The sequence below is a fragment of the Bacillus sp. FSL P2-0069 genome (genome assembly GCF_038593315.1).
Classification (GTDB): domain Bacteria; phylum Bacillota; class Bacilli; order Bacillales; family Bacillaceae; genus Bacillus; species Bacillus safensis.
Map to the genome: position 1 here is coordinate 1629122 of NZ_CP151984.1, position 23630 is coordinate 1652751.

Annotated in this window: 22 protein-coding genes; 15 read left to right on the top strand and 7 right to left on the bottom strand. The window is 41.4% G+C overall.

Annotated features, from left to right (window positions below; genetic code table 11):
- Positions 1 to 180 precede the first annotated feature (180 nt).
- The 9 genes from spoVS to mutL all read left to right on the top strand — a co-directional run bounded on the left by spoVS (position 181) and on the right by mutL (position 13645).
- A complete protein-coding gene (spoVS, locus tag NSQ34_RS08225; protein WP_003211281.1) occupies positions 181 to 441 on the top strand; it encodes a stage V sporulation protein SpoVS in 261 nt (86 codons plus the stop codon).
- Between the two features lie 202 nt (positions 442 to 643).
- Positions 644 to 3691, top strand: coding sequence for an efflux RND transporter permease subunit (locus NSQ34_RS08230; RefSeq protein ID WP_176967427.1), 3048 nt, complete (start codon positions 644 to 646; stop codon positions 3689 to 3691).
- A gap of 175 nt (positions 3692 to 3866) precedes the next feature.
- Positions 3867 to 4931, top strand: a complete 1065-nt coding sequence (gene tdh / locus NSQ34_RS08235) for an L-threonine 3-dehydrogenase (protein WP_326136422.1) — start codon at positions 3867 to 3869, stop codon at positions 4929 to 4931.
- Positions 4931 to 6109 carry a glycine C-acetyltransferase gene (locus NSQ34_RS08240; protein ID WP_342501066.1) on the top strand — a complete coding sequence of 393 codons (1179 nt, stop codon included), beginning with the start codon at positions 4931 to 4933 and terminating at the stop codon, positions 6107 to 6109. Before tdh ends, NSQ34_RS08240 begins: the two co-directional genes overlap by 1 nt.
- Positions 6110 to 6257: 148 nt before the next feature.
- Positions 6258 to 7784, top strand: coding sequence for a tRNA (N6-isopentenyl adenosine(37)-C2)-methylthiotransferase MiaB (gene miaB, locus NSQ34_RS08245; protein ID WP_024427027.1), 1527 nt, complete (start codon positions 6258 to 6260; stop codon positions 7782 to 7784).
- Position 7785: 1 nt separating this feature from the next.
- Positions 7786 to 8220, top strand: a complete 435-nt coding sequence (locus NSQ34_RS08250) for a RicAFT regulatory complex protein RicA family protein (protein ID WP_008358013.1) — start codon at positions 7786 to 7788, stop codon at positions 8218 to 8220.
- Between the two features lie 255 nt (positions 8221 to 8475).
- Positions 8476 to 9021, top strand: coding sequence for an outer spore coat protein CotE (gene cotE, locus NSQ34_RS08255; RefSeq protein ID WP_024424105.1), 546 nt, complete (start codon positions 8476 to 8478; stop codon positions 9019 to 9021).
- A gap of 124 nt (positions 9022 to 9145) precedes the next feature.
- A complete protein-coding gene (gene mutS, locus NSQ34_RS08260) occupies positions 9146 to 11722 on the top strand; it encodes a DNA mismatch repair protein MutS (RefSeq protein ID WP_176967425.1) in 2577 nt (858 codons plus the stop codon).
- Positions 11723 to 11743: 21 nt separating this feature from the next.
- A complete protein-coding gene (gene mutL, locus NSQ34_RS08265; protein WP_061109890.1) occupies positions 11744 to 13645 on the top strand; it encodes a DNA mismatch repair endonuclease MutL in 1902 nt (633 codons plus the stop codon).
- 36 nt (positions 13646 to 13681) lie between these two features.
- Here the strand turns inward: mutL and bslA are convergent, their stop codons facing one another.
- Together bslA and NSQ34_RS08275 are read right to left on the bottom strand one after the other, a co-directional pair.
- Positions 13682 to 14206 carry a biofilm surface layer hydrophobin BslA gene (bslA, locus tag NSQ34_RS08270; protein WP_024424102.1) on the bottom strand — a complete coding sequence of 175 codons (525 nt, stop codon included), beginning with the start codon at positions 14204 to 14206 and terminating at the stop codon, positions 13682 to 13684.
- Between the two features lie 123 nt (positions 14207 to 14329).
- The gene (locus NSQ34_RS08275; RefSeq protein ID WP_061109891.1) at positions 14330 to 14752 is read right to left on the bottom strand and encodes a hypothetical protein; all 423 of its coding nucleotides are present in this window, start codon (positions 14750 to 14752) and stop codon (positions 14330 to 14332) included.
- A 572-nt stretch (positions 14753 to 15324) separates the two neighbouring features.
- Here NSQ34_RS08275 and NSQ34_RS08280 point away from each other — a divergent pair.
- The 3 genes from NSQ34_RS08280 to NSQ34_RS08290 all read left to right on the top strand — a co-directional run bounded on the left by NSQ34_RS08280 (position 15325) and on the right by NSQ34_RS08290 (position 18168).
- Complete coding sequence (locus NSQ34_RS08280) at positions 15325 to 15798, top strand: CarD family transcriptional regulator (protein ID WP_024424099.1); 474 nt, start codon at positions 15325 to 15327, stop codon at positions 15796 to 15798.
- Positions 15799 to 16107: 309 nt separating this feature from the next.
- On the top strand, positions 16108 to 16857 hold the full coding sequence (locus NSQ34_RS08285) for a poly-gamma-glutamate hydrolase family protein (protein WP_034281917.1): 750 nt from the start codon (positions 16108 to 16110) through the stop codon (positions 16855 to 16857).
- 162 nt (positions 16858 to 17019) lie between these two features.
- Complete coding sequence (locus NSQ34_RS08290; RefSeq protein ID WP_176967423.1) at positions 17020 to 18168, top strand: Rap family tetratricopeptide repeat protein; 1149 nt, start codon at positions 17020 to 17022, stop codon at positions 18166 to 18168.
- Between the two features lie 90 nt (positions 18169 to 18258).
- On the opposite strand, the gene NSQ34_RS08295 is transcribed toward NSQ34_RS08290, so the two are convergent.
- Positions 18259 to 19584 carry a S8 family peptidase gene (locus tag NSQ34_RS08295; RefSeq protein ID WP_342501067.1) on the bottom strand — a complete coding sequence of 442 codons (1326 nt, stop codon included), beginning with the start codon at positions 19582 to 19584 and terminating at the stop codon, positions 18259 to 18261.
- Positions 19585 to 20168: 584 nt separating this feature from the next.
- Between NSQ34_RS08295 and NSQ34_RS08300 the strand changes: the two genes are divergently transcribed.
- Both NSQ34_RS08300 and NSQ34_RS08305 read left to right on the top strand, forming a co-directional pair.
- Positions 20169 to 20903: a poly-gamma-glutamate hydrolase family protein gene (locus NSQ34_RS08300; RefSeq protein ID WP_024427035.1), complete on the top strand. Its 735-nt coding sequence runs from the start codon at positions 20169 to 20171 to the stop codon at positions 20901 to 20903.
- 76 nt (positions 20904 to 20979) lie between these two features.
- Positions 20980 to 21429 carry an OsmC family protein gene (locus tag NSQ34_RS08305; protein ID WP_034281924.1) on the top strand — a complete coding sequence of 150 codons (450 nt, stop codon included), beginning with the start codon at positions 20980 to 20982 and terminating at the stop codon, positions 21427 to 21429.
- A 47-nt stretch (positions 21430 to 21476) separates the two neighbouring features.
- Here NSQ34_RS08305 and NSQ34_RS08310 read toward each other — a convergent pair whose 3' ends face one another.
- From NSQ34_RS08310 to NSQ34_RS08325, 4 genes are all read right to left on the bottom strand, one after another.
- Positions 21477 to 21845 (bottom strand): multidrug efflux SMR transporter, encoded by a 369-nt coding sequence (locus NSQ34_RS08310; RefSeq protein ID WP_034281925.1) that lies wholly within the window; start codon positions 21843 to 21845, stop codon positions 21477 to 21479.
- 15 nt (positions 21846 to 21860) lie between these two features.
- The gene (locus NSQ34_RS08315; protein ID WP_176967422.1) at positions 21861 to 22178 is read right to left on the bottom strand and encodes a multidrug efflux SMR transporter; all 318 of its coding nucleotides are present in this window, start codon (positions 22176 to 22178) and stop codon (positions 21861 to 21863) included.
- Positions 22179 to 22180: 2 nt separating this feature from the next.
- A complete protein-coding gene (locus NSQ34_RS08320) occupies positions 22181 to 22699 on the bottom strand; it encodes a TetR/AcrR family transcriptional regulator (RefSeq protein ID WP_254001737.1) in 519 nt (172 codons plus the stop codon).
- A 135-nt stretch (positions 22700 to 22834) separates the two neighbouring features.
- Complete coding sequence (locus tag NSQ34_RS08325) at positions 22835 to 23098, bottom strand: hypothetical protein (RefSeq protein WP_025093279.1); 264 nt, start codon at positions 23096 to 23098, stop codon at positions 22835 to 22837.
- 104 nt (positions 23099 to 23202) lie between these two features.
- Between NSQ34_RS08325 and NSQ34_RS08330 the strand changes: the two genes are divergently transcribed.
- Positions 23203 to 23604, top strand: a complete 402-nt coding sequence (locus NSQ34_RS08330) for a YmaF family protein (RefSeq protein WP_176967563.1) — start codon at positions 23203 to 23205, stop codon at positions 23602 to 23604.
- Positions 23605 to 23630: the final 26 nt, after the last annotated feature.

Sequence of the window (23630 nt, forward strand, 5' to 3'; positions counted from 1 at the left end):
AAAATATTAATCAGAAAGAAGGAATATGCGCCCTCTATCGTGAATATAGTAAAAATGGTAGGTAGCCTGCTATTTTTGAAAAACATTTTGGGGATGGATTTTCAAAAAAATAGCATCATCTAACAAAGATTGTTCTAATGAACACTCACTTATCCATTGTAAATTTAAGGGGGAGCAGAAATGGAAATTTTAAAAGTTTCAGCAAAGTCAAATCCGAATTCAGTAGCAGGAGCATTAGCCGGCGTTTTACGTGAACGCGGTGCAGCGGAAATACAAGCAATCGGCGCTGGAGCACTGAATCAGGCGGTTAAGGCTGTCGCCATTGCAAGGGGATTTGTCGCGCCAAGCGGAGTGGATTTGATATGCATTCCAGCCTTTACTGACATTCTGATCGATGGAGAAGAAAGAACAGCCATCAAATTGATTGTTGAGCCACGATAATTCTAATTTTATTATTTTCAACCTGCTTACATCATGTAAGCAGGTTGTTTTTGTTTACCGCTATACATTTCTTATATAACATATTCAGTTCGTGAAATAGATAAAAATGACATATTAGAGCTTGCATTTTTTCACCATGATGATAAATTAAGATTAAGTTGAATTTACTTCATCAAAAATAAATATTTAAGTAGGTGAAATAATGTTCGAAGCTTTTTTGAAAAGAGGAAAGCTAGTTTTTATTTTATTTTTTATCGTTCTCATTGCTGGCGGCTATTTATTCGCGCAGCTTCCTAAACGAGAACTGCCAGAATTCGAGGCGAATCTCGTCACGATTTCTACCGTTTTTCCTGGTGCAGATGCAAAACAGGTGGAAAGAGATGTCACCAATAAACTGGAATCAGCCCTATCTGATATCAACGGTGTAGAGAAAACGAGCTCGGTTTCAGCCGTTGGTTTCTCAAATATTGTGATTGAAATTGAGGACCAAGCCGACTTTCAAAAGACGGCAAGTCAAATTAAGAATGAAACCACAAGTGCTGCGTCGTCTTTTCCTGATGGGGTGATGGAGCCGGAAGTAAAGGATGAATTTGGCAGCGTGCCGGTTGGTTCTTATATGATTGTGTCGAGTGAATCATCGGACTTAGCAAAGAGTCAGAAATCGCTGCGTGCATTGAAGGAAAAAGTGGAGGACATCAAAGGGGTAGACAGTGTCGTTATCAAAGGCTTCAATGACAAACAAGCGATATTAAACTTAGATTCAAACAAGCTGGAGGGTGAAGGGCTCAATGTAACTGATGTCACAAATGCCATCAATCAGGAATTTGACACATCTCCGCTAGGCGATATTCGGGCAGGCAAAGAGAAGGTGAAGCTGTCCATCGATACATATGACCGCTTAGATCAGGTTAAAAAGATTGAGCTTTTTTCTAAAACGAAAAGAGAGCCGGTCACAATTAGTCAGCTTGGCAGTTTAAAAGAAGTAGAAAAACAGAAAAGTGATATTGTGTCGTATAACGGAAAGCCCGCTTATTCATTTACTGTGAATATTAAACCAGGGCTTGATATTCCTAAAATGTATGACAAAGTCAGTGATGTCATTGAGAAAGAAAAGCAGCTGCCAAACGGGGTGGAGTGGGTAGACTACTATTCACAAAAAAGTGAAGTGGATACCATTTTCAATGATTTAATAAAAGAAGCCATTGTTGCGGTCATTGCTGTCATAATTGTTACCACACTTGGACTAACGATTGGCGGGGCGTTTATCGTTTCACTAGCCATTCCGCTATCGATTACAATTGGAACGATTCCGCTGCCATTTTTACAAGTGGACCTCAATCAAATTTCGATCATCGGCTTTATTATTGCCTTAGGGATACTTGTCGATGATGCCATTGTCGTCAATGATAATATTTTAAGACAAATGAAAAAATACGAAAGTCCGCTTAAAGGAACAATTGCAGGAGTGAAAGAAGTCGCAGGATCCATTTTGACATCAACACTAGCTGTTGTATTTGCCTTCCTGCCGCTTGTTTTCCTATCAGGTGCAAACGGTTCATTTATTCGGGCATTACCGTCTGTTCTAGTTACGACTGTGCTTGCATCCATGGTGATTTCTCTGACACTTGTACCGGTCTATCAATATACTGTGAACAACCGGAAAAGAAAGAACAAAAACAGTCAAAAAGAGCCGGGATTCCTAGGGAAACCATTAAAAAGGCTGGCTGATTTCTATGCAGACCGTGTGCTGACAAACATTGTGAAGCGGCCGCTCGTTATTGGACTAAGTGGTTTGCTCGTTGCAACGCTTGCTTTTTTACTTATTTTCGTCACACCATTTGAATTTTTCCCTGCGGCGAATAAGAAAGAAGTGGTCGTCACTGTCACACTTCCAAGTGAAACAACACTAGACAAAACAAATGAAACACTAAAGAAAATAGAACAAGAGATCAAACGGCAAAAAGGCATTGAAGAAACGGCGATTTTTGCAGGCGGCGGTGTGCCGAACCTGTTTAATGAAAGTATTTCAAATGCAAGTGACCACACCGGTCAAGTTGTTGTGAGAGTAGACAATGATCAGATAACTAGTAAGGCATTGATAGATCGTATGACTGAGCCTTTGCGAGAGAAATTCAATGAGGCAGAAATCTTTATGAAAACCATTGTTCAAGGGCCGCCAGCTGGAGCACCAGTGACAGTAACGGTTGCGGGTGAATCTTTTTCAAAGCTCATTGATGTCAAAGAAACGCTGACAAATGAAATGAAAGACAAAGGGGCAAGCTTGATTACGGACGATGTCAATCAGCCGGTGAAAACGATCTCCTTTGAATTAAACCGCGAGCGAATGGCAGAGGATGGGCTCAGTGCTCAATTTGTCAGCAGACAGCTTGGTCTTGTGACAGAAGGGATTCCATTAGGTACCTTTCAACAAGGAACAAATGATATCGATTTAGTGGTGAAACAGGATACAGGCACACATCAAAATGGTTTAAAGCTAAAAGAAATGAATGTGCCTGTGAAGACAAATGAAGGCGGTATGCCTCAACTTGAGCCGCTTAGCCGATATGTAAAAGAAAAAGAAACAGAGCAGTACGAAAGCATTCCACATGAAAATGGAGTGCCGACCATTACGCTGAAGGCGTATCCCGGTGCATCAGATTCGTTTAAAGACGATATGAAAGAAGTCGTCAATCAAGTAGGAAAAAGTTCTGCAGCGAAGGATTTGACCATTTCACAAGGTGGAGAAAATGAAAATCAGACCCAGTTCTTTATTGAAATTAGCCTCTTATTTGCAGTTGTCTTGCTGCTCATTTATGTGACCATCGCATTCCAGTTCAATTCATTGATGCTTCCGCTGTTAGTTCTAGGAACGGTTTACTTAGCCGTATCAGGAGCCATTATCGGACTATTTGTTACACAAACACCATTCAGCTTTATGGCAACAATGGGAATTGTCTCATTGGCTGGTATTGTCGTCCGAAATGCGGTCGTCCTCTTCGAATTTATTGAGCAGCGGCGCAAGCAAGGGTTTGATCAACAGACAGCTGTCATTGAAGCAGGAAGAGCAAGGATTAAGCCGATTCTCTTAACAGCATTTACGGCACTTGTTGCACTAATGCCTGTTGCATTAAGTCATGATCCACTCTTTAAGCCGCTGGCAATCTGCATTGTATCAGGTGTGTTTTTCTCAACAATTCTGACATTATTCATTGTGCCAGCCCTATATGTTGCCGTTTCAAAGAAACGCTGACGATGAAAGCAAATCTCCGATCGAAAGGAGATTTGCTTTTTTTTTTAGAAAAATATCCAAAAAAATATGTGGGGTGTTCATTTGTGTTTATCTGGTGGACAGTGGTATTTACGACTAAAATAAGACGTGTTAAAATCTGATTGGGAGAAGTTTTTTAACAAAGGGGTTGTACGTCATGTGTGGAACGATGAAAGCAATTGTTAAAAAAGAAAGCGCTTACGGAGCGGCGTTGATGGAGATGCCGATTCCAGAAATCAAAAATCATGAAGTTTTGATCCAAGTGAAAGCCACTTCGATATGCGGAACAGACGTGCATATTTATAATTGGGACGACTGGGCTAAGGGAAGAGTCAAAGCGCCCTGCATTTTTGGACATGAATTTACAGGGGAAGTTGTTAAAGTGGGGAAGCAGGTCTCACGAGCAAAGGCAGGGGACTTTGTATCGGCTGAGACGCATGTTGTATGTAATCAATGTTATATGTGCTTAACAGGGCAGCAGCATTTGTGCAGTGAAACGAAAATTTTAGGGGTAGACATTGATGGCTGTTTTGCTGAATATGTCAAAGTACCTGAACAAAATGTGTGGCACAATCCAGCCCAAATGCCGGTTGAGCTTGCCTCTATACAAGAGCCGCTAGGAAATGCTGTTCATACTGTACTGCACACACCTGTTTCAGGTAAGTCAGTGGCGATTTTTGGCTGCGGACCAATCGGTTTAATGGCAATTGCTGTCGCAAAAGCCTCCGGGGCTGTTCAAGTGTTCGCTGTTGATAAAAATGAATACAGGCTCGATCTTGCCCGAAAAATGGGTGCAGATCATATTGTAGATATTGGAAAAGATGATCCAGTCGCGATGATTAAGCAGCTCACGCGGATGGAAGGGGCAGACGTGATGTGTGAGATGTCAGGTCATCCAGCTGCCATTAATCAAGCACTCGAAGCTTGTGCAAATGGAGGAAAAGTCAATATACTAAGCTTGCCAGAACGACCAGTGACAATTGATATTACGAATCAAATTGTATTTAGGGGATTAACCGTGCAAGGGATCACGGGGAGAAAAATGTTTGAGACGTGGCGTCAAGTATCTGAGCTGTTAAGAACGAATACCATTGATGTAAAGCCAGTTGTCACTCATACACTGCCATTTGAAGAGTTCGAAAAGGGATTTGAACTTATGCAAAGCGGTACGTGCGGAAAAGTCGTACTGATGATGCCATCATATCAAAGGGGGAAGAAATGATGAAAGAATTCACGTATTTACAAGATGAATTGGACACAATGAAGCAGCAAGGCACCCACCAAACTTTGAAAGAGATCGACTCAAAACAATCATCCACTGTTACATTAAATGAACAATCTGTCATACAACTCTCCTCAAATAACTACTTAGGCCTCACCTCGCACCCAAGGCTGATGAAAGCAGCAAAAGAGGCGATTGATGAATTCGGTGCGGGTACAGGATCCGTACGAACCATCGCCGGCACAATGACAATGCATGAACGCCTTGAAAAAAAGCTTGCTTCATTTAAAAAGACAGAAGCTGCTCTTGTGTTCCAATCAGGCTTTACGACCAACCAAGGGGTCTTATCCAGTATCCTGACAAAAGATGATATTGTCATTTCAGATGAACTGAATCATGCCTCCATTATTGATGGAATCCGATTAACCAAAGCAGATAAGAAAGTATACAGTCATTCTAATATGGAAGAGCTGGAGAAGATTTTGAAGAAATCAATGAATTACCGCGTCCGCCTCATCGTTACAGATGGTGTGTTCTCGATGGATGGAGATATCGCGCCACTTCCTGAGATCGTCAGGCTCGCAGAAGCATATGATGCATTTGTGATGGTAGACGATGCGCATGCCTCGGGCGTGCTTGGCGAGAATGGCCGCGGGACGGTCAACCATTTTAAACTCGACGGCAGAGTGCACATTCAGGTCGGGACACTTAGCAAGGCTGTCGGAGTGCTCGGCGGCTACGTGGCTGGTTCAGCGGTTTTAATTGATTATCTAAAACATAAAGCAAGACCGTTTTTATTCAGCACCTCACATCCGCCAGCTGTGACTAGAGCGTGTGAAGAAGCGATTGAAGTGCTGTTAGATGAACCGAAGCGAATCGATACACTTTGGGAGAACGCCGATTATTTTAAAGAAAAAGTCATCAGCCTTGGATTTCAAGTCGCTCCAACAGAGACACCGATTATCCCAATCATGATTGGAGACGAAGCACTTACTTTTCGTTTCTCAAAGACTTTAATAGAACGAGGCGTGTTTGCCCAAGGCATCGCCTTCCCAACTGTAGCAAAAGGCAAGGCAAGAATTAGAGCCATCATCACAGCCGAGCACACAAAAGAAGAACTAGACCGGGCACTGACAATCATTGAAGAAGAAGCAAAAAAACTAAACATACTTGATTGAGAGAGCGCAGGCTCTCTTTTTCTTTTGTGAAAAATGGCTATGACTAATTGGCAATTTTCATAGAAGAACCGTATATGATTTATTTTCAATTCATCACAAAATAGTCTATACTGTAGGGTGGAACTTGGTTTGAAAGGAGTACAAATTCATGAATGAAGAGCAGAGAAAAGCGAGCGGACAAGTGAGTTCATCGGACAAAAAATCCGAGAAGGACTACAGCAAATATTTTGAAGCTGTGTACATTCCGCCTTCCTTAAAAGATGCAAAAAAACGGGGTAAAGAAGAAGTTGAATACAATCAATTTCAAATTGACGAGCAGTTTCAAGGGTTAGGAAACGGCCGCAAGTTTTATATTCGCACATATGGCTGTCAAATGAATGAGCATGACACAGAAGTGATGGCTGGTATTTTTATGGCGCTTGGCTATGAACCAACAAACTCAACGGAAGATGCAAATGTCATCTTATTAAACACTTGTGCTATTCGTGAGAATGCAGAAAATAAAGTGTTTGGAGAGCTTGGACATTTAAAAGCATTAAAACGTGAAAAGCCAGATTTAATTTTAGGTGTCTGCGGATGTATGTCACAAGAAGAATCTGTCGTGAACCGTATTTTGAAGAAACACCCATTTGTTGACTTGATTTTTGGCACGCACAACATTCACCGCCTGCCAGAGCTGTTATCTGAATGCTACCTTTCAAAAGAAATGGTCATTGAGGTTTGGTCAAAAGAAGGCGACGTGATTGAGAACCTTCCAAGAGCCCGTCAAGGTAAAATCAAGGGCTGGGTGAACATTATGTACGGCTGTGATAAATTCTGTACATACTGTATCGTGCCTTACACGCGCGGCAAGGAAAGAAGCCGCCGCCCAGATGAAATTATTCAAGAGGTCAGACGTTTAGCGGCAGAAGGATATAAGGAAATTACCCTTCTTGGTCAAAACGTGAATGCATATGGAAAAGATTTTGAAGATATGGAATATGGTCTTGGCCACCTGATGGATGAGCTGCGAAAAATTGATATTCCGCGTATCCGTTTTACAACAAGCCACCCGCGTGATTTTGATGATCACTTAATTGAAGTGCTTGCCAAGGGCGGAAACCTTCTCGATCATATTCACCTGCCAGTTCAATCCGGAAGTTCTTCTGTGCTGAAACTTATGGCGAGAAAATATGACCGTGAGCGTTACCTTGATCTTGTGCGCAAAATCAAAGAAGCTATGCCGAATGCTTCATTAACAACGGACATTATTGTTGGGTTCCCAAATGAAACAGATGAGCAGTTTGAAGAAACACTTTCCCTCTATCGCGAGGTTGAGTTTGATGCTGCTTATACATTCATTTATTCTCCAAGAGAAGGAACGCCTGCAGCGAAAATGAAAGACAACGTGCCAATGCGTGTGAAAAAAGAACGTCTGCAGCGCCTAAATGCACTTGTGAATGAAATTTCTGCGAAAAAAATGAAGGAATATGAAGGGCAGATTGTCGAAGTATTAGTAGAGGGTGAAAGTAAAAACAACCCTGAGATCCTAGCCGGATATACAAGTAAAAGCAAGCTTGTGAATTTTAAAGCACCAAAAGAAGCGATTGGCAACATCGTCAAAGTGAAAATCACACAAGCCAAAACTTGGTCTCTTGACGGAGAAATGGTTGGAGAAGCTATCGAGGTGAATTAAAATGACACTTTATTCAAAGAAAGAGATTGTCGAGCGCGCAAGAGAGCTCGCTAAAATGATTTCTGAAACTGAAGAAGTTGATTTCTTCAAAAAAGCAGAAGCGCAAATCAATGAAAATACAAAAATTTCAACGATCATTAATCAAATTAAGGCGCTTCAAAAACAAGCTGTGAACTTAAAGCATTATGGCAAACATGAAGCCTTAAAGCAAGTCGAAGAAAAAATCGATGCCCTGCAAGAAGAACTGGATGACATCCCAGTGATTCAAGAATTCAAAGAATCACAAATGGAAGTCAATTCCCTGCTTCAGCTTGTAGCGCACACGATTTCGAATCAAGTAACAGATGAAATCATTCTTTCAACCGGCGGTGACCTCTTATTAGGAGAAACCGGTTCAAAAGTGAAAAACTCATCACCAAGTTGCTCCATTAAATGAGAAAACCCCGCAGATGCGGGGTTTTTTGCTTTCATATTAACATTTTTTGAAAAGCACTATCCATTCTTTTTCATGCTTCATCGTCTCCAAACCTCTCACTCTCCAACTTTTCCAATTTTCAAGGCAAGTTTATGGGCGACCATGCATACACTGAAACAGAAATGAATTTAATTGAACATGAAGTTCAAAATCGTGACACACTAGACGAATGCCCAGCATAAGATAAAACGATCAAGAACAAGGAGGCATGCCGGAATGTCTGAATACAGAGAAATTATTACAAAAGCGGTGGTTGCAAAAGGGAGGAAATTCACCCAAAGCACACACACCATTTCTCCATCGCAAAAACCAACCAGCATCCTAGGTGGTTGGATCATTAATCATAAGTATGATGCTGAAAAGGTCGGTAAAACCGTTGAGATCGAAGGAACATTTGATATTAACGTATGGTACTCTTACGCCGACAACACGAAAACAGAAGTCGTCACAGAGCGTGTGAAGTATGTAGACATCATTAAACTGAGATATAAAGATAAGAATTTCCTTGATGATGAGCACGAAGTAATTGCGAAAGTATTGCAGCAGCCCAATTGCTTAGAAGTGACCATTTCTCCAAATGGCAATAAAATTATCGTTCAGGCAGAGCGTGAATTCATTGCTGAGGTAGTCGGTGAAACAAAAATTGTCGTAGAGGTCGATTCAAGCTGGAAAGAAAAAGATGATCACGAGTGGGAAGAAGAAGTGGATGAGGAGTTAGAGGATATTCATCCAGAATTCCTAGCAGGTGAGACAGAAGAGTAATGAATGACTAGGGCGCATATCCCCCTAGTTTTTTTGTGCCTGATCTAGGAGAAAAAAGGTGATTTTTTATGCTATAATTAGAGATGGTATGAATTCGAAAGTAATATAGTGAGGGATTAGAAATATGGCAAGTTATACGCCCATGATACAACAATATTTAAAGATCAAGGCAGATTATCAAGATGCCTTTTTATTTTTTCGCCTAGGCGATTTTTATGAGATGTTTTTTGATGATGCAAAGGAAGCCGCGCAAGAACTAGAAATTACGTTAACAAGCAGAGACGGCGGCACAATTCCAATGTGCGGCGTTCCTTATCATTCTGCGTCTGCATACATAGAACAGTTGATTTCAAAAGGCTACAAGGTCGCCATTTGTGAGCAGGTGGAAGACCCAAAAACGGCAAAAGGTGTAGTCAAAAGGGAAGTCGTTCAACTGATTACACCAGGAACCGTCATGGATGGTAAAGGTTTAAGTGAAAACGAGAACAACTTTATTGCGTCTGTTACCAGCTTTCAAAATGGGTACGGTCTTGCGCTGTCTGATTTATCAACAGGTGAAAACATGGCGGCTTTCATCGATCGATTAGATGAAGTCGTATCAGAAATTTATTCTGTCGGTGCAAAAGAAATTGTGGTGTCAAAGCAGCTGGATGAGGAAACAATCAAAACCCTTAAAGAACGCTGCCAAGCGACCATTTCATACGAAGATAGTGATGAATTATTAGATGAAGCTGAACAGCTCATTTCCCATCTTGATGAAAAGTTAAAAACAGCATTTTTAACACTATATGCCTATTTAAGAAGAACGCAAAAAAGAAGCTTGGACCATCTTCAGAAAGTTCAAGTATTTGAGCTTGAACAAACGATGAAAATCGATCTTTACTCAAAACGAAACCTTGAATTAACAGAAACGATTCGTTCAAAAAGCAAAAAGGGCTCTTTATTATGGCTGTTAGATGAAACAAAAACAGCGATGGGCGGCAGACTGCTCAAGCAATGGATCGACCGGCCGCTCATTCGCCTTTCGCAAATTAACGAGCGTCAGGAAATGGTGCAAATTCTGATGGATCATTTCTTTGAGCGAGAGGATCTGCGCGAACGATTAAAGCAAGTATATGATCTTGAGCGTTTAGCGGGCCGCGTGGCATTTGGCAACGTGAATGCACGTGATCTCATCCAGCTCAAAGAATCCTTAAAACAAGTACCGGATATTAAACAACTCGTTCATTCATTACCAGAGGAAATGGCAAAATCAAGAGCGAATGAGATTGATCCTTGTGGTGACCTCCTTGATTTATTAGAAGATGCACTTCATGAAAATCCGCCGATGACGATAAAAGAAGGCAATCTGATTAAAGATGGCTACAATGCAAAATTAGATGAATACCGTGATGCCAGCCGAAACGGAAAGGACTGGATTGCACGGCTTGAACAGCAGGAAAGAGAATATACCGGCATTCGCTCCTTAAAAGTCGGGTTTAATAAAGTGTTTGGTTATTATATCGAAGTGACACGCGCAAATACACATCTGCTGGAGGAAGGGCGTTACGAAAGAAAACAAACGCTTGCCAATGCAGAGCGGTATATCACACCTGAATTAAAAGAAAAAGAAGCACTGATTCTTGAAGCAGAATCAAATATTAACGAATTGGAATATGAACTATTTACAGCTCTCAGGGAGCAAGTAAAAGGCTATATTCCTAGATTACAGCTGCTTGCAAAACAAATGAGCGAGCTTGATGCGCTTCAATGCTTTGCGACTGTCAGTGAAAAGCGCCGTTATATCCGGCCGGAATTCTCAGAGGATGATGTGGATGTCAAAGATGGCCGTCACCCTGTCGTTGAAAAAGTGCTGGATCACCAGGAATATGTACCGAATGACTGCCATATGGGAAAAGGCAGACAAACCTTACTCATCACTGGACCGAATATGTCAGGGAAAAGTACGTATATGAGACAAATGGCGCTCATCTCGATTCTTGCGCAGATTGGCTGCTTCGTGCCTGCGTCAAAGGCGACGCTTCCAATCTTCGATCAAATCTTTACACGTATTGGTGCAGCAGATGATTTGATTTCTGGTCAAAGTACTTTTATGGTAGAGATGCTCGAAGCAAAAAATGCGATGGTGCATGCTACGAAAAACAGCTTGATTTTATTTGATGAAATTGGACGCGGGACAAGCACTTATGATGGAATGGCTCTTGCGCAGGCGATCATTGAATTTGTTCATGATCATATTGGGGCTAAAACCCTATTCTCTACACATTACCATGAGCTCACTGTCCTTGAATCTCAATTAAGCGAGCTGAAAAATGTTCATGTGCGAGCTGAAGAGCATGAAGGCACGGTCGTTTTCTTACATCAAATCAAAGAAGGTGCAGCTGATAAAAGCTATGGTATTCATGTAGCGCAGCTTGCTGAATTGCCTGATGCCATCATTAATAGAGCCCAGACTATTTTAACGGAGCTTGAGAGCGGATCACATGACGTGACCCCAACCGTATCTGCAGCACCAAAAGCAGAAAAGGCTGAAGAAAAACAGCAGCTATCTTTCTTTGAAGTAGAAGAAAAACCGCAGCCGAAAGCTGCGCTAAAACAGAAGGATCAAGCGGTCATCGACGAATTAAAGTCATTCAACCTAATGGATATGACGCCGCTTGAAGCAATGACAAAGCTGTATGAATTGCAAAAGAAATTATAATGTAAGGTGAGGTGAGCAGAAATGGCAAAGATTATTCAGTTATCCGATGACCTATCCAATAAAATTGCTGCAGGTGAAGTGGTTGAGCGTCCGGCTTCTGTTGTAAAGGAGCTTGTGGAAAATGCGATCGATGCAAAAAGTACAGTGATTGAAATCGATGTAGAAGAAGCAGGTCTTTCTTCTATCAGGATTATTGATAATGGTGTTGGAATCGATGCTGAAGATTGTAAGCTCGCCTTCCAGCGTCATGCAACGAGTAAAATCAAAGACGAAAATGATCTGTTTCGTGTCAGAACGCTCGGATTCAGAGGAGAGGCGCTGCCAAGTATTGCGTCCGTCTCTCATCTAGAAATGAAAACAAGTACTGGCGAAGGAGCTGGGACACACTTAGCTTTGCAAGGCGGGAAGATTATTTCAGAGAAAAAAACCTCTGGCCGCCGCGGCACCGAGATTGTGGTCACCAATTTATTTTACAATACGCCAGCCCGCCTAAAATACATGAAAACCGTTCATACGGAACTTGGCAACATATCGGATGTGGTCAATCGAATTGCGTTAGCTCATCCCGAAGTTTCGATCCGTTTGCGTCATCAAGGGAAAATCCTGCTACAGACGAATGGAAACGGAGATGTACGTCATGTACTTGCAGCCATTTACGGGACAGCTGTGGCTAAAAAAATGCTGCCGCTTCACGTACAATCACTTGATTTTGAAGTGAAAGGATATATTTCCTTACCAGAAGTGACGAGGGCATCACGGAATTATATGTCTTCTGTTGTAAACGGCCGATATGTCAAACATTTTCCGCTCGTGAAAGCCATCCATGAAGGGTATCACACGCTGCTTCCGATTGGCCGCCATCCAATTACATTTATTGAGATGAAGATGGATCCCATTCTAGTGGACGTGAACGTTCATCCTTCGAAGCTTGAAGTGAGACTAAGTAAAGAGCAGGAACTTCATGAGCTGATTAAACAAGGAATTAAGGAAGTATTTCAAAAGCAGCAGCTCATTCCAAGTGCTTCAGTACCAAAAAAAGCACCAATGCCAGCTGTGAAAAATGAGCAGCAATCCTTAACCTTCGATGCGAAACAAGGAAATCAAAGCCCAGCGGAAACACCGCTAACTTATCAGCCGGAGCCGCTCGAATCGATCGTATACGAGACAAGTCATACCGATGCATACGGAATGCCTAAACAAGAGAAGACAGAAGCATCATCACCAGTATGTTATGAAGAAGCCTCATCTGAGCGTGTTCATTTAGAGGAATCCGCCGCTTCACTTGAATATGAAGAGACGGTACTGCACGAAGAAATGACAGAAACAATTCCTGAAAATGAGCGCGTCCCTGTGATGTATCCAATTGGACAAATGCACGGCACATATATTTTGGCTCAAAATGAACGAGGTCTTTATATCATCGACCAGCATGCGGCTCAAGAGCGAATCAAGTATGAGTATTATCGTGAGAAGGTGGGAGAGATCAAGCAGGAAGTGCAAGAAATGCTCGTCCCCTTAACATTTCACTACTCAAAAAACGATATGCTGATCATTGAAGAGCATAAGGATATTCTAGCGAAAGTGGGGGTCTTCTTAGAGCCCTTTGGTTCAGGTAGCTACATCGTTCGGTCGCATCCGCAGTGGTTTCCAAAAGGTGAAGAGGCTGAACTGATCGAAGAGATTATAGAGCAAGTGCTTGATGAAAAACGTGTTGATATCAAGAAACTGAGAGAAGAAGCGGCGATTATGATGAGCTGTAAAGGCTCAATCAAAGCAAATCGTCATTTGCGTCATGATGAAATCAAAGCCTTATTAGATGAACTTCGGCAAACGAAGGACCCATTCACCTGTCCGCACGGCCGGCCGATCATCATTCATCACTCCACTTATGAAATGGAGAAGATGTTTAAACGGGTGATGTGATATAAAAAAAGCGCTCTAATCAGAGCGCTTTTTTATTTAGCATCCGCAAGGATCTGGCGGTGTGACCACAACTGGTCGTGTATTAATATCAATCGTATCTTCTGCATAAAATGTGGAACCGATGCTGATGGCTCGATTTTCTGCACGGAACGTGTATGTACCTGCAGCAGGGAGTACTTTATGTGAAAGCTTTAATGTATATTTGGAAATTCCAAGTAAATCCAGTCTGAGCGGGATACGAACGGTTTGTCCGTTGTTCAAAATGTAGCTGTCTTTTAATGCTTTACCGTTCATAATGTCTTTAGTTGTTGCTTGGAAACCCTTTGGCAGAGTGAACTCAACCGCACCAAGACTTAGAACAGAATTTGGGCTGTACGTCAGCTCAATGTCAGAAAAAGACCATTCCTGCTTACTTGCTCCTGTAATTTTTGCGTAAAGTGCAGCTGGTTTTGCATTGGTTGTTGCTTTGCCGGCTTCCTCAGCAGATGCAGAAAGCGGTACTGACAGTGCCATAACCAATGTGAGCATCCCCATCATAAGAATCGTCCACGTTTTTTTCATTTTTTCCTTCCCCCTTGTTGAATATAGGTAAATAATAGATGATTACACCCATTATTTACCTATAATGTTACCATATTACCATATGGTATTAAATGGGATATTATACCCTTATTTTGTCATTCTTTAGTAATAGCGGGAAAATAGCGCATTTGGTTGATTCATTCCATAATAATGGCCTGGCATTTGCTGGTTTGTTGGCATCATCATATGCATATCTTGATAACCATATGGATGGTGTGGCATCATCCCGTATCCACCATAATGGCCTAGATGATGATGGTCCTTCATTTGACCATGCTTTGAAAAGGTATCATGCTGATTTGGAAACGGTGAATAAACTGAGTGATGATGTGGATGGTGCGCGTTATACACATCTTTTTTGCCGCTATGATAATGGTTTGGCATATTCATATGATCATGCATGTTTGGCGCGACCATATGCTCATGATTGGCTGTATACACATTTTCAAATGTGTGATAGGGATTTTCTTGGTGATAGGGATTTTCTTGGTGATAATGATTCATTTGGCTGTTCATATCGTTCATGTATATCTCATCCTTTATGTCAGGTTGCCATATCCTATGAGACAGATCTGCTTCATGAGCCTATCCATATAAAAGAAAAAAACCGGCCTTTCAGCCGGGAAAAGGAAAAGCAGGTAAAGCGTCAAGCCTTAAATTGTGTAGCTGTGTCTTCTTCTGCGACGCTTTTTACATCTGCTGCAGACACTTTTAGGAAAATAACAGGGATCGTAGCTTCGAGAGGTATCCCAAAAATCGCTCTCAAACCATTTATCTTTTTTATGACAAAACTTTTTTTCTTTACATGGATCCTCATGGCAATGATCGTCATGCTTTTTATGGCAGTGTGAGTGGGAATGTTTGCACTTGCATTTGCACATTGTCATCCCTCCTAAATGTGACTCAATGCTAGTATATGCAAGAAAGAGTCATGAGGACTGGATGCTCTTGCTTCTTTTATAAAAAAAGGCCTTTTTCTGAAAAAACTCAAATAAAAAGAATTGACTAGTGCTAAATTAACATGATAAAATATAAATTTTTATCCTCTGATGAAATGTGTTATAATGATATTGTGAATACTTTCGGAGGTGGCGGATTTGTTTCAAATAGGTGATAAAATTGTTTATCCAATGCATGGAGCCGGTGTGATTGAAGGAATGGAAGAAAAAGAGATTTTAGGTAAGACGCAGGAATATTTCCTGATTCAAATGCCGAATATGCAGATGATGGTCCCAAAAGGCAGAATCAATCAATTAGGTATACGTCCGGTAGCAGATCAAGCAACGCTGAAAGTTGTGATGAACAATTTTGCAGAAGAAACAAACGACGACACGCTTACTTGGAAGCAAAGATATGATGAAAATCTGAAAAAGCTAAAAACAGGTGCGATCGAAGATGGTGCAGACGTTGTCAAAGATCTAATGAGACGAAATCAGAAGAAAGCATTAAATTCAAGTGAAAAGAAGATGCTTGAAGATGCAAGAGGCATGTTAGTAAGTGAGATTTCACTTGCACAGGGACTGACGCAAGATGAAGTGATGACAGCTTTAGAGAATGAATTAAGAATGTAATGATGATATACAGAGACTAGCTGTAAACTGAAGGGGGCACTCCTTTTGTTTACAGCTTTTTTGTTTGAAGAAAAGAGTAATATTGCCATTTTTGTAGGTGGTTTTAACTAAAATTGAAATGAGGTCATACGATTTAGTTTGTACGTTCACAACAAAAATTTAAAGACCTCTGAAATACCTAGATAACATTAAAAACAGGTAACTTCTCCTGATTCATTCAAATGAGCCGGACAACCTTTGAATTTTCTAAGCCATTGATAGTAAAATATTGCGGTAAGATGACACCTAAGAGAAAAAAGGAGCGGTGAAATGAAAAGGTTACTAATATGTGGATTCATCTTTCTTATTCTGTGTACTCTTTTAATGGTGAAATGCAGCCATTCTGTTCAAGAAAAAAAAGAGCAAAAGCAGCATCATCAAGAGGTAGAAAAGTATCAAAAAGAGCGAAAACAAGGCGATCAATATGAAAACTTTAAACAGCTCATGCGATATGAAAGAGACGGTTATGAGATAGAATTTCACGAAAAGGGCGGAAGTGATTTACTCGTATTTTCTCCTCATGGAGGTGACATTGAACCAGGAACAAGTGAAATTGTAGAAGCCTTTCAAGAAAGCTACTCTACGTATTTGTTTGAAGGTACAAAGCAAGACAATAACCGGGACCTGCATATCACGAGTACCAATTTTGATGAACCCATTTTGGTTCAAATGATTAAAACGTATCCTTTTTCAATTTCCATCCACGGCTATAAAAGTGATAAAAGACACACGCTCGTTGGCGGCACAAATGAAAAAATGCAAAGAGCAGTTGTACGAGAACTAAAAGATCGGGGATTTTCCGCAGAAATGGTACAAAAAGGCGAACGGCTTTCTGGTACAGATCCCAAAAATATAAATAATCGAAATGCGAGTGGTGAAAGCGTTCAGCTCGAAATTAGTACAGCGCAAAGAGAAGCTTTTTTTGACAATTTTGATACGAGAAAGGGAAAGAAAAAAGCATTCAGACGCTATATTAATGCGTTAAAAGAAGTGCTCAGAGAATTCGACCCTTCTTCGTAATAAAATTTTGATGGGCAAAAGTACTCTATTTAAACTTGGTAAAAAAGATAGGAATATGCGATTTGAACATAAAATATGTAATAACTTACAATTTGCCTTAAAAACATAAATTATGTAAAATAATAGTTATCAGTTTGATATGATAGAATGGGGCTGAAGTGGATGGCACACAAAATACCATCTTCCGAAGTAGGTGTAAAGATCAATCAATGGTACACGCATATTTGCAAATTTGAAGTTGAACAGGCAAACGGCATGAAGCGCCTTGTTGAAGAAGAAATTCATGATATGGAAGAGGATCAAGATTTACTCCTATACTATTCTCTAATGGATTTTCGCCATCAAATGATGCTTCAGCACTTAGCGCCAGTCCATGCAGGGAGTGAAACGCTTCAAGCAGTGTCCTTTCCTAAAGAAATTGACGATGCAGAAGATGAGATGACAGGCTTACTCGGCTATTATTTTCATTTTTTTCATGGAATGTATGCGTTTATCCAGCGCCGCTATATCGAGGCCATTTCATATTACAAGCATGCTGAACATCAACTGATTTTAGTGACAGATGAGATTGAAAAAGCAGAATTTTACTATAAAATCGCAGAAGTATACTATCATATGAAACAAACCTATTTCTCCATGCACTACGCTAAAAAGGCAAGAGACATCTACAAGAAACATCAGCTTTATGGAAAAAGAAGCATTCAATGTGATTTTGTCATGGCAGGTAATTGGATTGATGTTAATCAGTATCAAAAAGCGCTTCCTTATTTAGAAAAAGCGTTAAAGGTCTGTGAAGCGATGGAACAAAAAGAATGCACATCTTACTTTAAAGCAATGGCTCTTAATAACTTAGGCACTTGCCATTATAGTATGGGAACGTACCATACAGCGACTGCCTTTTTTGAACAAGCCATCTCACTTTATCAGAAAGATCAAGCATCCACGATGATCAAATCATTGTTTTCACTTGCCCTTACTTGTTTTAAACTCGGAGATATTCAGCGGGCGGGCGAGGCCATATCTACAGGAATGAAAGAGGCTTGTGTATTGGAAGATGAAATTTATCAGTTGAAATTCCAATTTTTGCAGGCGCTCTATATAGAGAAAGACGGCTGTGAGCAATTGAGGTCGGCCCTTTTTGGTCTGAGAAATAAAAAAATGTTTGCTGATTTAGAGGAATTAGCACTTGATGCGGCTAATTATTATAAGGAACGCGACATGTACAAGGAATCCTCCACTTTTTTTGAGATTGTGATCGAAGCGCGTACGCACATTCAAAAAGGAGATGAGATGTATGAGAACGAAGCATAACATGTCAGCTGCTCAAGTAGATGAAAGACTTCACACTTAAAAATGAGACAAACAACACCCTTTACGCATAAACGTAAAGGGCTTTTTTCTTTATTCTTTGATTGCTTTTTCTGCGTCAATTGCACCTGCTCCATAAATCATCGGGTCATCCCCAGACCACTTGCCAGTATTTTCTTTTAACAGGGTTTTGACTTCATCTGGCGTTAAATCCGGTGAATGCTCTAACAGTAGAGCGCAAATACCAGCACAAATCGGTGTTGCCATCGATGTGCCAGATAACGTTGTATAATCCTCATCGACTCTGCTTGATTTATCGAGTTTATCCAGAAAGGATCTTGGTGATCTGAGAGAAACGATGTTTACGCCTGGTGCGAGGATATCAGGCTTTGCTTCCCCATAAACAGTTGGCCCTCTGCTTGAAAACGGTGCCACGACATCGTCACTTGATTCTGGTGTATTCCTGTCATCGTAGGCTCCGACCGTAATGACTTTTTGGCTGACAGCAGGGCTTGCAATTGTCTGGCTGTTAGGACCAGAGTTTCCTGCAGCGACGCATACAACAATGCCTTGATCCCAAGCCGCATTGACAGCACGCACCATTGGATCGTCCTGTTCGTCATCATAACGCTGGGCAGCGCCGCCTAGCGACATACTGATAATATGAATCGGATCATCAGGGTGGTCTTCGTTGAACTGTATGCACCATTCAACACCTTCTATAATAGTAGAAAGTGATCCAGCCCCTTGTTTATTTAACACTTTCACGCCAATCAGATTTGCTTTTGGGGCAGGTCCTTTGTATAAGCCGTCTGAAGCGGCTCCATCTCCCGCGACGTCTCCCGCGCAGTGAGTACCGTGGCCATTATCATCATAAGGCTTTGTTTTTTGTTTGACGAAATCCACAAAATCTCGAATTCTTCCATCTAAATCTTCATGCGGATAAATTCCTGTGTCAATGACAGCGACCGTAATTCCTTCTCCGGTTAAAGTTGTCCTGTTTCGGATGACTTCTTCAGCATGGCTTGCTTGTGTGGCTACATCCAGCAGCGCATGAACTTTCCGGTCTAAATAAATTTTACGAATATGCTCCCCATTTGCTAATAGCTCCTCTAAAGCAGCAGGCGTTAGATCAGCAGCGCAGCAGTCGATATGTGAAAAATGCCGTTTTATATTTGTTTTTCTGCTTTTTTTCATGAGCTGTTTTGTGCTTTGAATCTCTGCTTCGGCTGCACCTTCCTTAAATTCAATGATCACACGAAGCTTCTTTTTCTTCTTCAGCCTGCCTTCGAAAAAACGATGAAGAAAGCATGGCGTCCATTTAAAAGGTTTATAAAGGTGAAGAACGGTCTCTCTTAAAGGCTGATCTAGTTTACTAGCATGTGTTCTGACCATTTGCACCATAGAAAATCCAAACATGTGATGCCCTCCATTCAGCTATCCATTCTCGTACACTCTTACGTTATGAGAATGAGAACTGCTTGGTTCGGATTCTTGTCCCTCCTTTTCTTTATATTGGCGGCTTGCTTATGTTTTTTAAAAAAAGAAAAGCGCTTACATTTTGTAAAATAATAGAAAAAGGTGGAAATCATATAGAATCTGCCGATGATAGGTGGGAGAGTTCTTCTGAGAGAACCAGTGAAACAAAGGATTTTGCAGAAAAAGGAGGGCTGTGGACAGGGTCAATGCTCATATAAATGTGATGCGTGACAGATGGAAAACATCAAATCCTTATCAAAAAAAGCCGAATTAAAGAAAACAGACTGGATAGGACTAGGTCATATTAAACATAACGTCATTTGTTTGTCATACTATTCTAACTCTGTTTTCAAAGAGGAGAGGCGTTTCTGTGTATATAAATGCAATTATCTTATTTTTGAGGAATCTCATGATCTAGAGTGTTATGATCAAACGTGAAGAGAAAATGTGGAAAAAATGATAAGAAATGATGATTCAATATAAATCATAGAAACGGCTTAGAAATCTGTTAAAGGAGAACGGGAATGAAGAAGTTTTTTGCTTTGCTTCTCCTGCTTGCGATCGGATGGGGCGTTTATTATACCATGCAAGCACAGGAACATGATGAGCCAGTGTCATCAGGTGGGGAAGACGAAAGCGGTTCAAATGATATTTATCGAAATTTTAAAGAACTTGAAGAAAACGAATCAACGAGCAGCTATAACATTACAGCCAACCCAGTGCCCGGCAGCCGCCTTCTTGTGATGTCACCTCATGGCGGGAGGATCGAAGGCGGTGTGAGCGAGATCGTCCATTTTTTTGACAACGATTTTTCGACGTATTTATTTGAAGGTCTAAGAGAGAATGCATCAGAACTTCATATTACAAGTACAAACTTTGATGAGCCAATCGGCGTCGCGCAGGCAAAAGCACATGATTACATTTTAGCAGTGCATGGATACAAAGGCGAGGAAGGAATTGACCATACTCTCGTCGGCGGAACAGATTACGACCGTGCAGAGAAAATTGTCAACTCATTAGAGCGGAACGGGTTTTCTGCTGAACTAGCTGTCGCACACGCAACCCTGAGCGGGACAAGCAATCATAATATTAATAATCTTACAAAAACAGGGCAGAGTGTGCAGCTTGAGATTAGTAGAAGTCAGCGTGAAGCTTTATTTGACAGTTTCGATTTTCGGAGGCGGTCAAGTACAAAAAACGAAACATTCTATCGTTATGTCAGGGCGATTCGGACAGTGCTGGATGAAGAATATACATAAGGGCCGTGCACATGCTAAGACAAGCAGGGGAATTCTTGTTACACTATGAACAGTGATAACAAAAGGAGAGACGGATATGGCGCGTCATCATTTTCATCTTCAGGCAAGCTGGCCTGGTCTGCGTAACGATGTGGGTACAATCGCATGTGAACAATTAAAAACAAAGATTTCGATTCCAAAGGAAATGGACGGTCCTGGTGTTGGAACCAATCCAGATGAGATGCTCTTAGGTGCAGCGGCTACGTGTTATATCATTACACTTGCAGCCATGATGGAGCGGAGTCAATTAGAGAAAGAGGATCTATCGATGAGCTCTGAAGCCGTCGTAGATGTGACAAATGGTGTGTTTACTTATGAGGAAATCATTCATCGACCTGTCATCACCCTTAAAGAGTCCGCTTCTGCACATGAAATTGAGCTTGCTCGTAAGCTTGCGCATAAAGCCGAAAGCTCATGTATGATCTCAAGAGCTGTTCAGGGGAATGTGAACATTTCTTTAGAAGAAACCATTCAAGTCGGCCGTTAAAAACAAAAAAGTCATTTTCTCTTGAAATATGGAGAAAATGACTTTTTTTATGACGTCCATTCGGTTTGATCGAGTTGTGCTTTGGTTTCGTTCTGTTGCTTCTTGGACTGATTTAAGACAATCACGCCGCAGATGACAAGTGCAAGGCCGATGAAGCCTTTCGTGCTGATGGTTTCGTTAAACAGCACAAGTCCTACAAGAGCGGTAAGGGCTGTTCCAACGCCAGACCAGGTTGCATAGGCAGACGAAAGCTCAATGGTTTTTAGTGCCAAACTGAGGAAAGTAAAGGCGCAGCCAAATCCGATCAGTACCCCAATACTCGGCAGCAGCTGCGTAAAGCCTTGAGAAAGCTTCAGCATTGTACTGCCAAAAACCTCCGTTAAAATGGCTCCTGTTAAGTAGAGCATTCCTTTCATGATCTCTCACATCCTTTATGACATATTCAATAGTACGACCCCTGAGACAAGCATCGCCATGCCAATGACTGCTTTTTTGTTCAAGGTTTCTTTGAAAAAGAGCACGCCAAAAATAGCCGTGAGGACCGTACCAACCCCAGACCATGTTGCGTAAGACATGCTTAGCGGAATGATATTGAGCGTCAATGACAGCATATAAAAAGCAAGTGTATAGCCAGCCACAACAACCGCGCTAGGCTTCCAGCGCGTAAAGCCATGAGATAATTTTAACATCGCGGCGCCAATGGCTTCTGAAAAAATGGCCACAGCCAAAAAAAGATATCCGAGGATCATGATCATCCCTCCTCTAATAGGTGTAAAATCCGATGAAGTAAAAGGTTTTTTTCCTCTCTTTTCAGCGGTTCTAGCTGAAACATTTCTGAAAACCATATCCCATCACATGCAAGGCGGATCAGCTGACTCAGTGCAGGATCGCTTATTTCCTCAGATGCTTTTTCTTTGAACTCCGCATAAAAATCACGCCAAGGTTGCAGCAGCGCATCATCAAATGACATCGTAGCCAGCATACTTGTACATAGCTGGGTCGTATGCTGCATATCTAAATCATGTAATGTGGCCAATATATATGCGCGTACATAAGGCGCTTTTTCGTGTTTGTATGTTTCTTGATACGTCTCGAGCTGCTGACGAAAACAAAGAATCGCATGCTCATTCATTTGTTGGATGAGCTCTTCCTTGCTTGAAAAATGATAAAGCAGACCGGCTTTGGTCATATTTGCATGCTCTGCCACCTGCTGAAGGGTGAGCTGGCTTAACCTTTCTTTTAAAATCGTACTGGCAGCTGCATCAAAAATTTGCTTTTTTTGGTTTTAGACATAAAAAAAACACCTACTTTACTGAACAGTCGGTAAAGTAAATGTTAACCCATGAAAAAAGAGTGTGTCAATCGATTCATTTTATGAACGGATGTTTTCACTTAAACGTCATATTTAATACCAAGGGTATGGTCCATATGGCGGGAATGGCGGATAAGGATATCCAAATCCTGGAGCAAGCAAAGATCCAGCAAGCAGGCCGCCAGCAAAACCACCTAAAAATGGAGGTCCAAAGAATCCAGGTCTTCCAAAGCCAAAGCCTGGGCGGCCAAATCCGAAACCAGGTCTCCCAAAGCCAAAACCAGGTCGGCCAAACCCAAATCCAAAAGGTCTTCTCATGTCTTCTTGAATAAACGGAGGGGCGTCAAAATAATTCATAATAAAAGGCTCCTTTCTCATAAAATCACTGTAACTGACATCAGTGTATTCCAGCAGCCTACAGATGTTTGGGTGAACGCCTAATATAAGGAGGAATGTTAGAAATGGGCCTGTATCCATCTGATTGGGCAAAATGTCCGCCGCATGCTCATGCATATAAAGCACGTACAGATGTAACGGAGGGGCATTATCATTTAATAGAAGGTATTTCTCAGCCTGTGAATGGAAGCAATACCGACCGGCATACTCATTTTTATCGGGGGATCACCTCCTTTGAAAGAGGGCACTTCCACAGGTACTACGGCATCACAGGGCCTGCAATTCCGAGAGTGGATGGAACGCATTATCACGAGATTGAGGAAGTCACCTATTCTGCCTATCTCGATTCTGTTCCCATCCCATATGGAGGTGTCGTCTATAGTCCAGATGAGAATCGGCCAACCCATAAGCATCGTTTAAAAGGAAAAACATATGAAGTGGTTGGAAACGAACCGCTTGGCTGGTGATGGGCAGCATATAGGAGAGTAAGAAA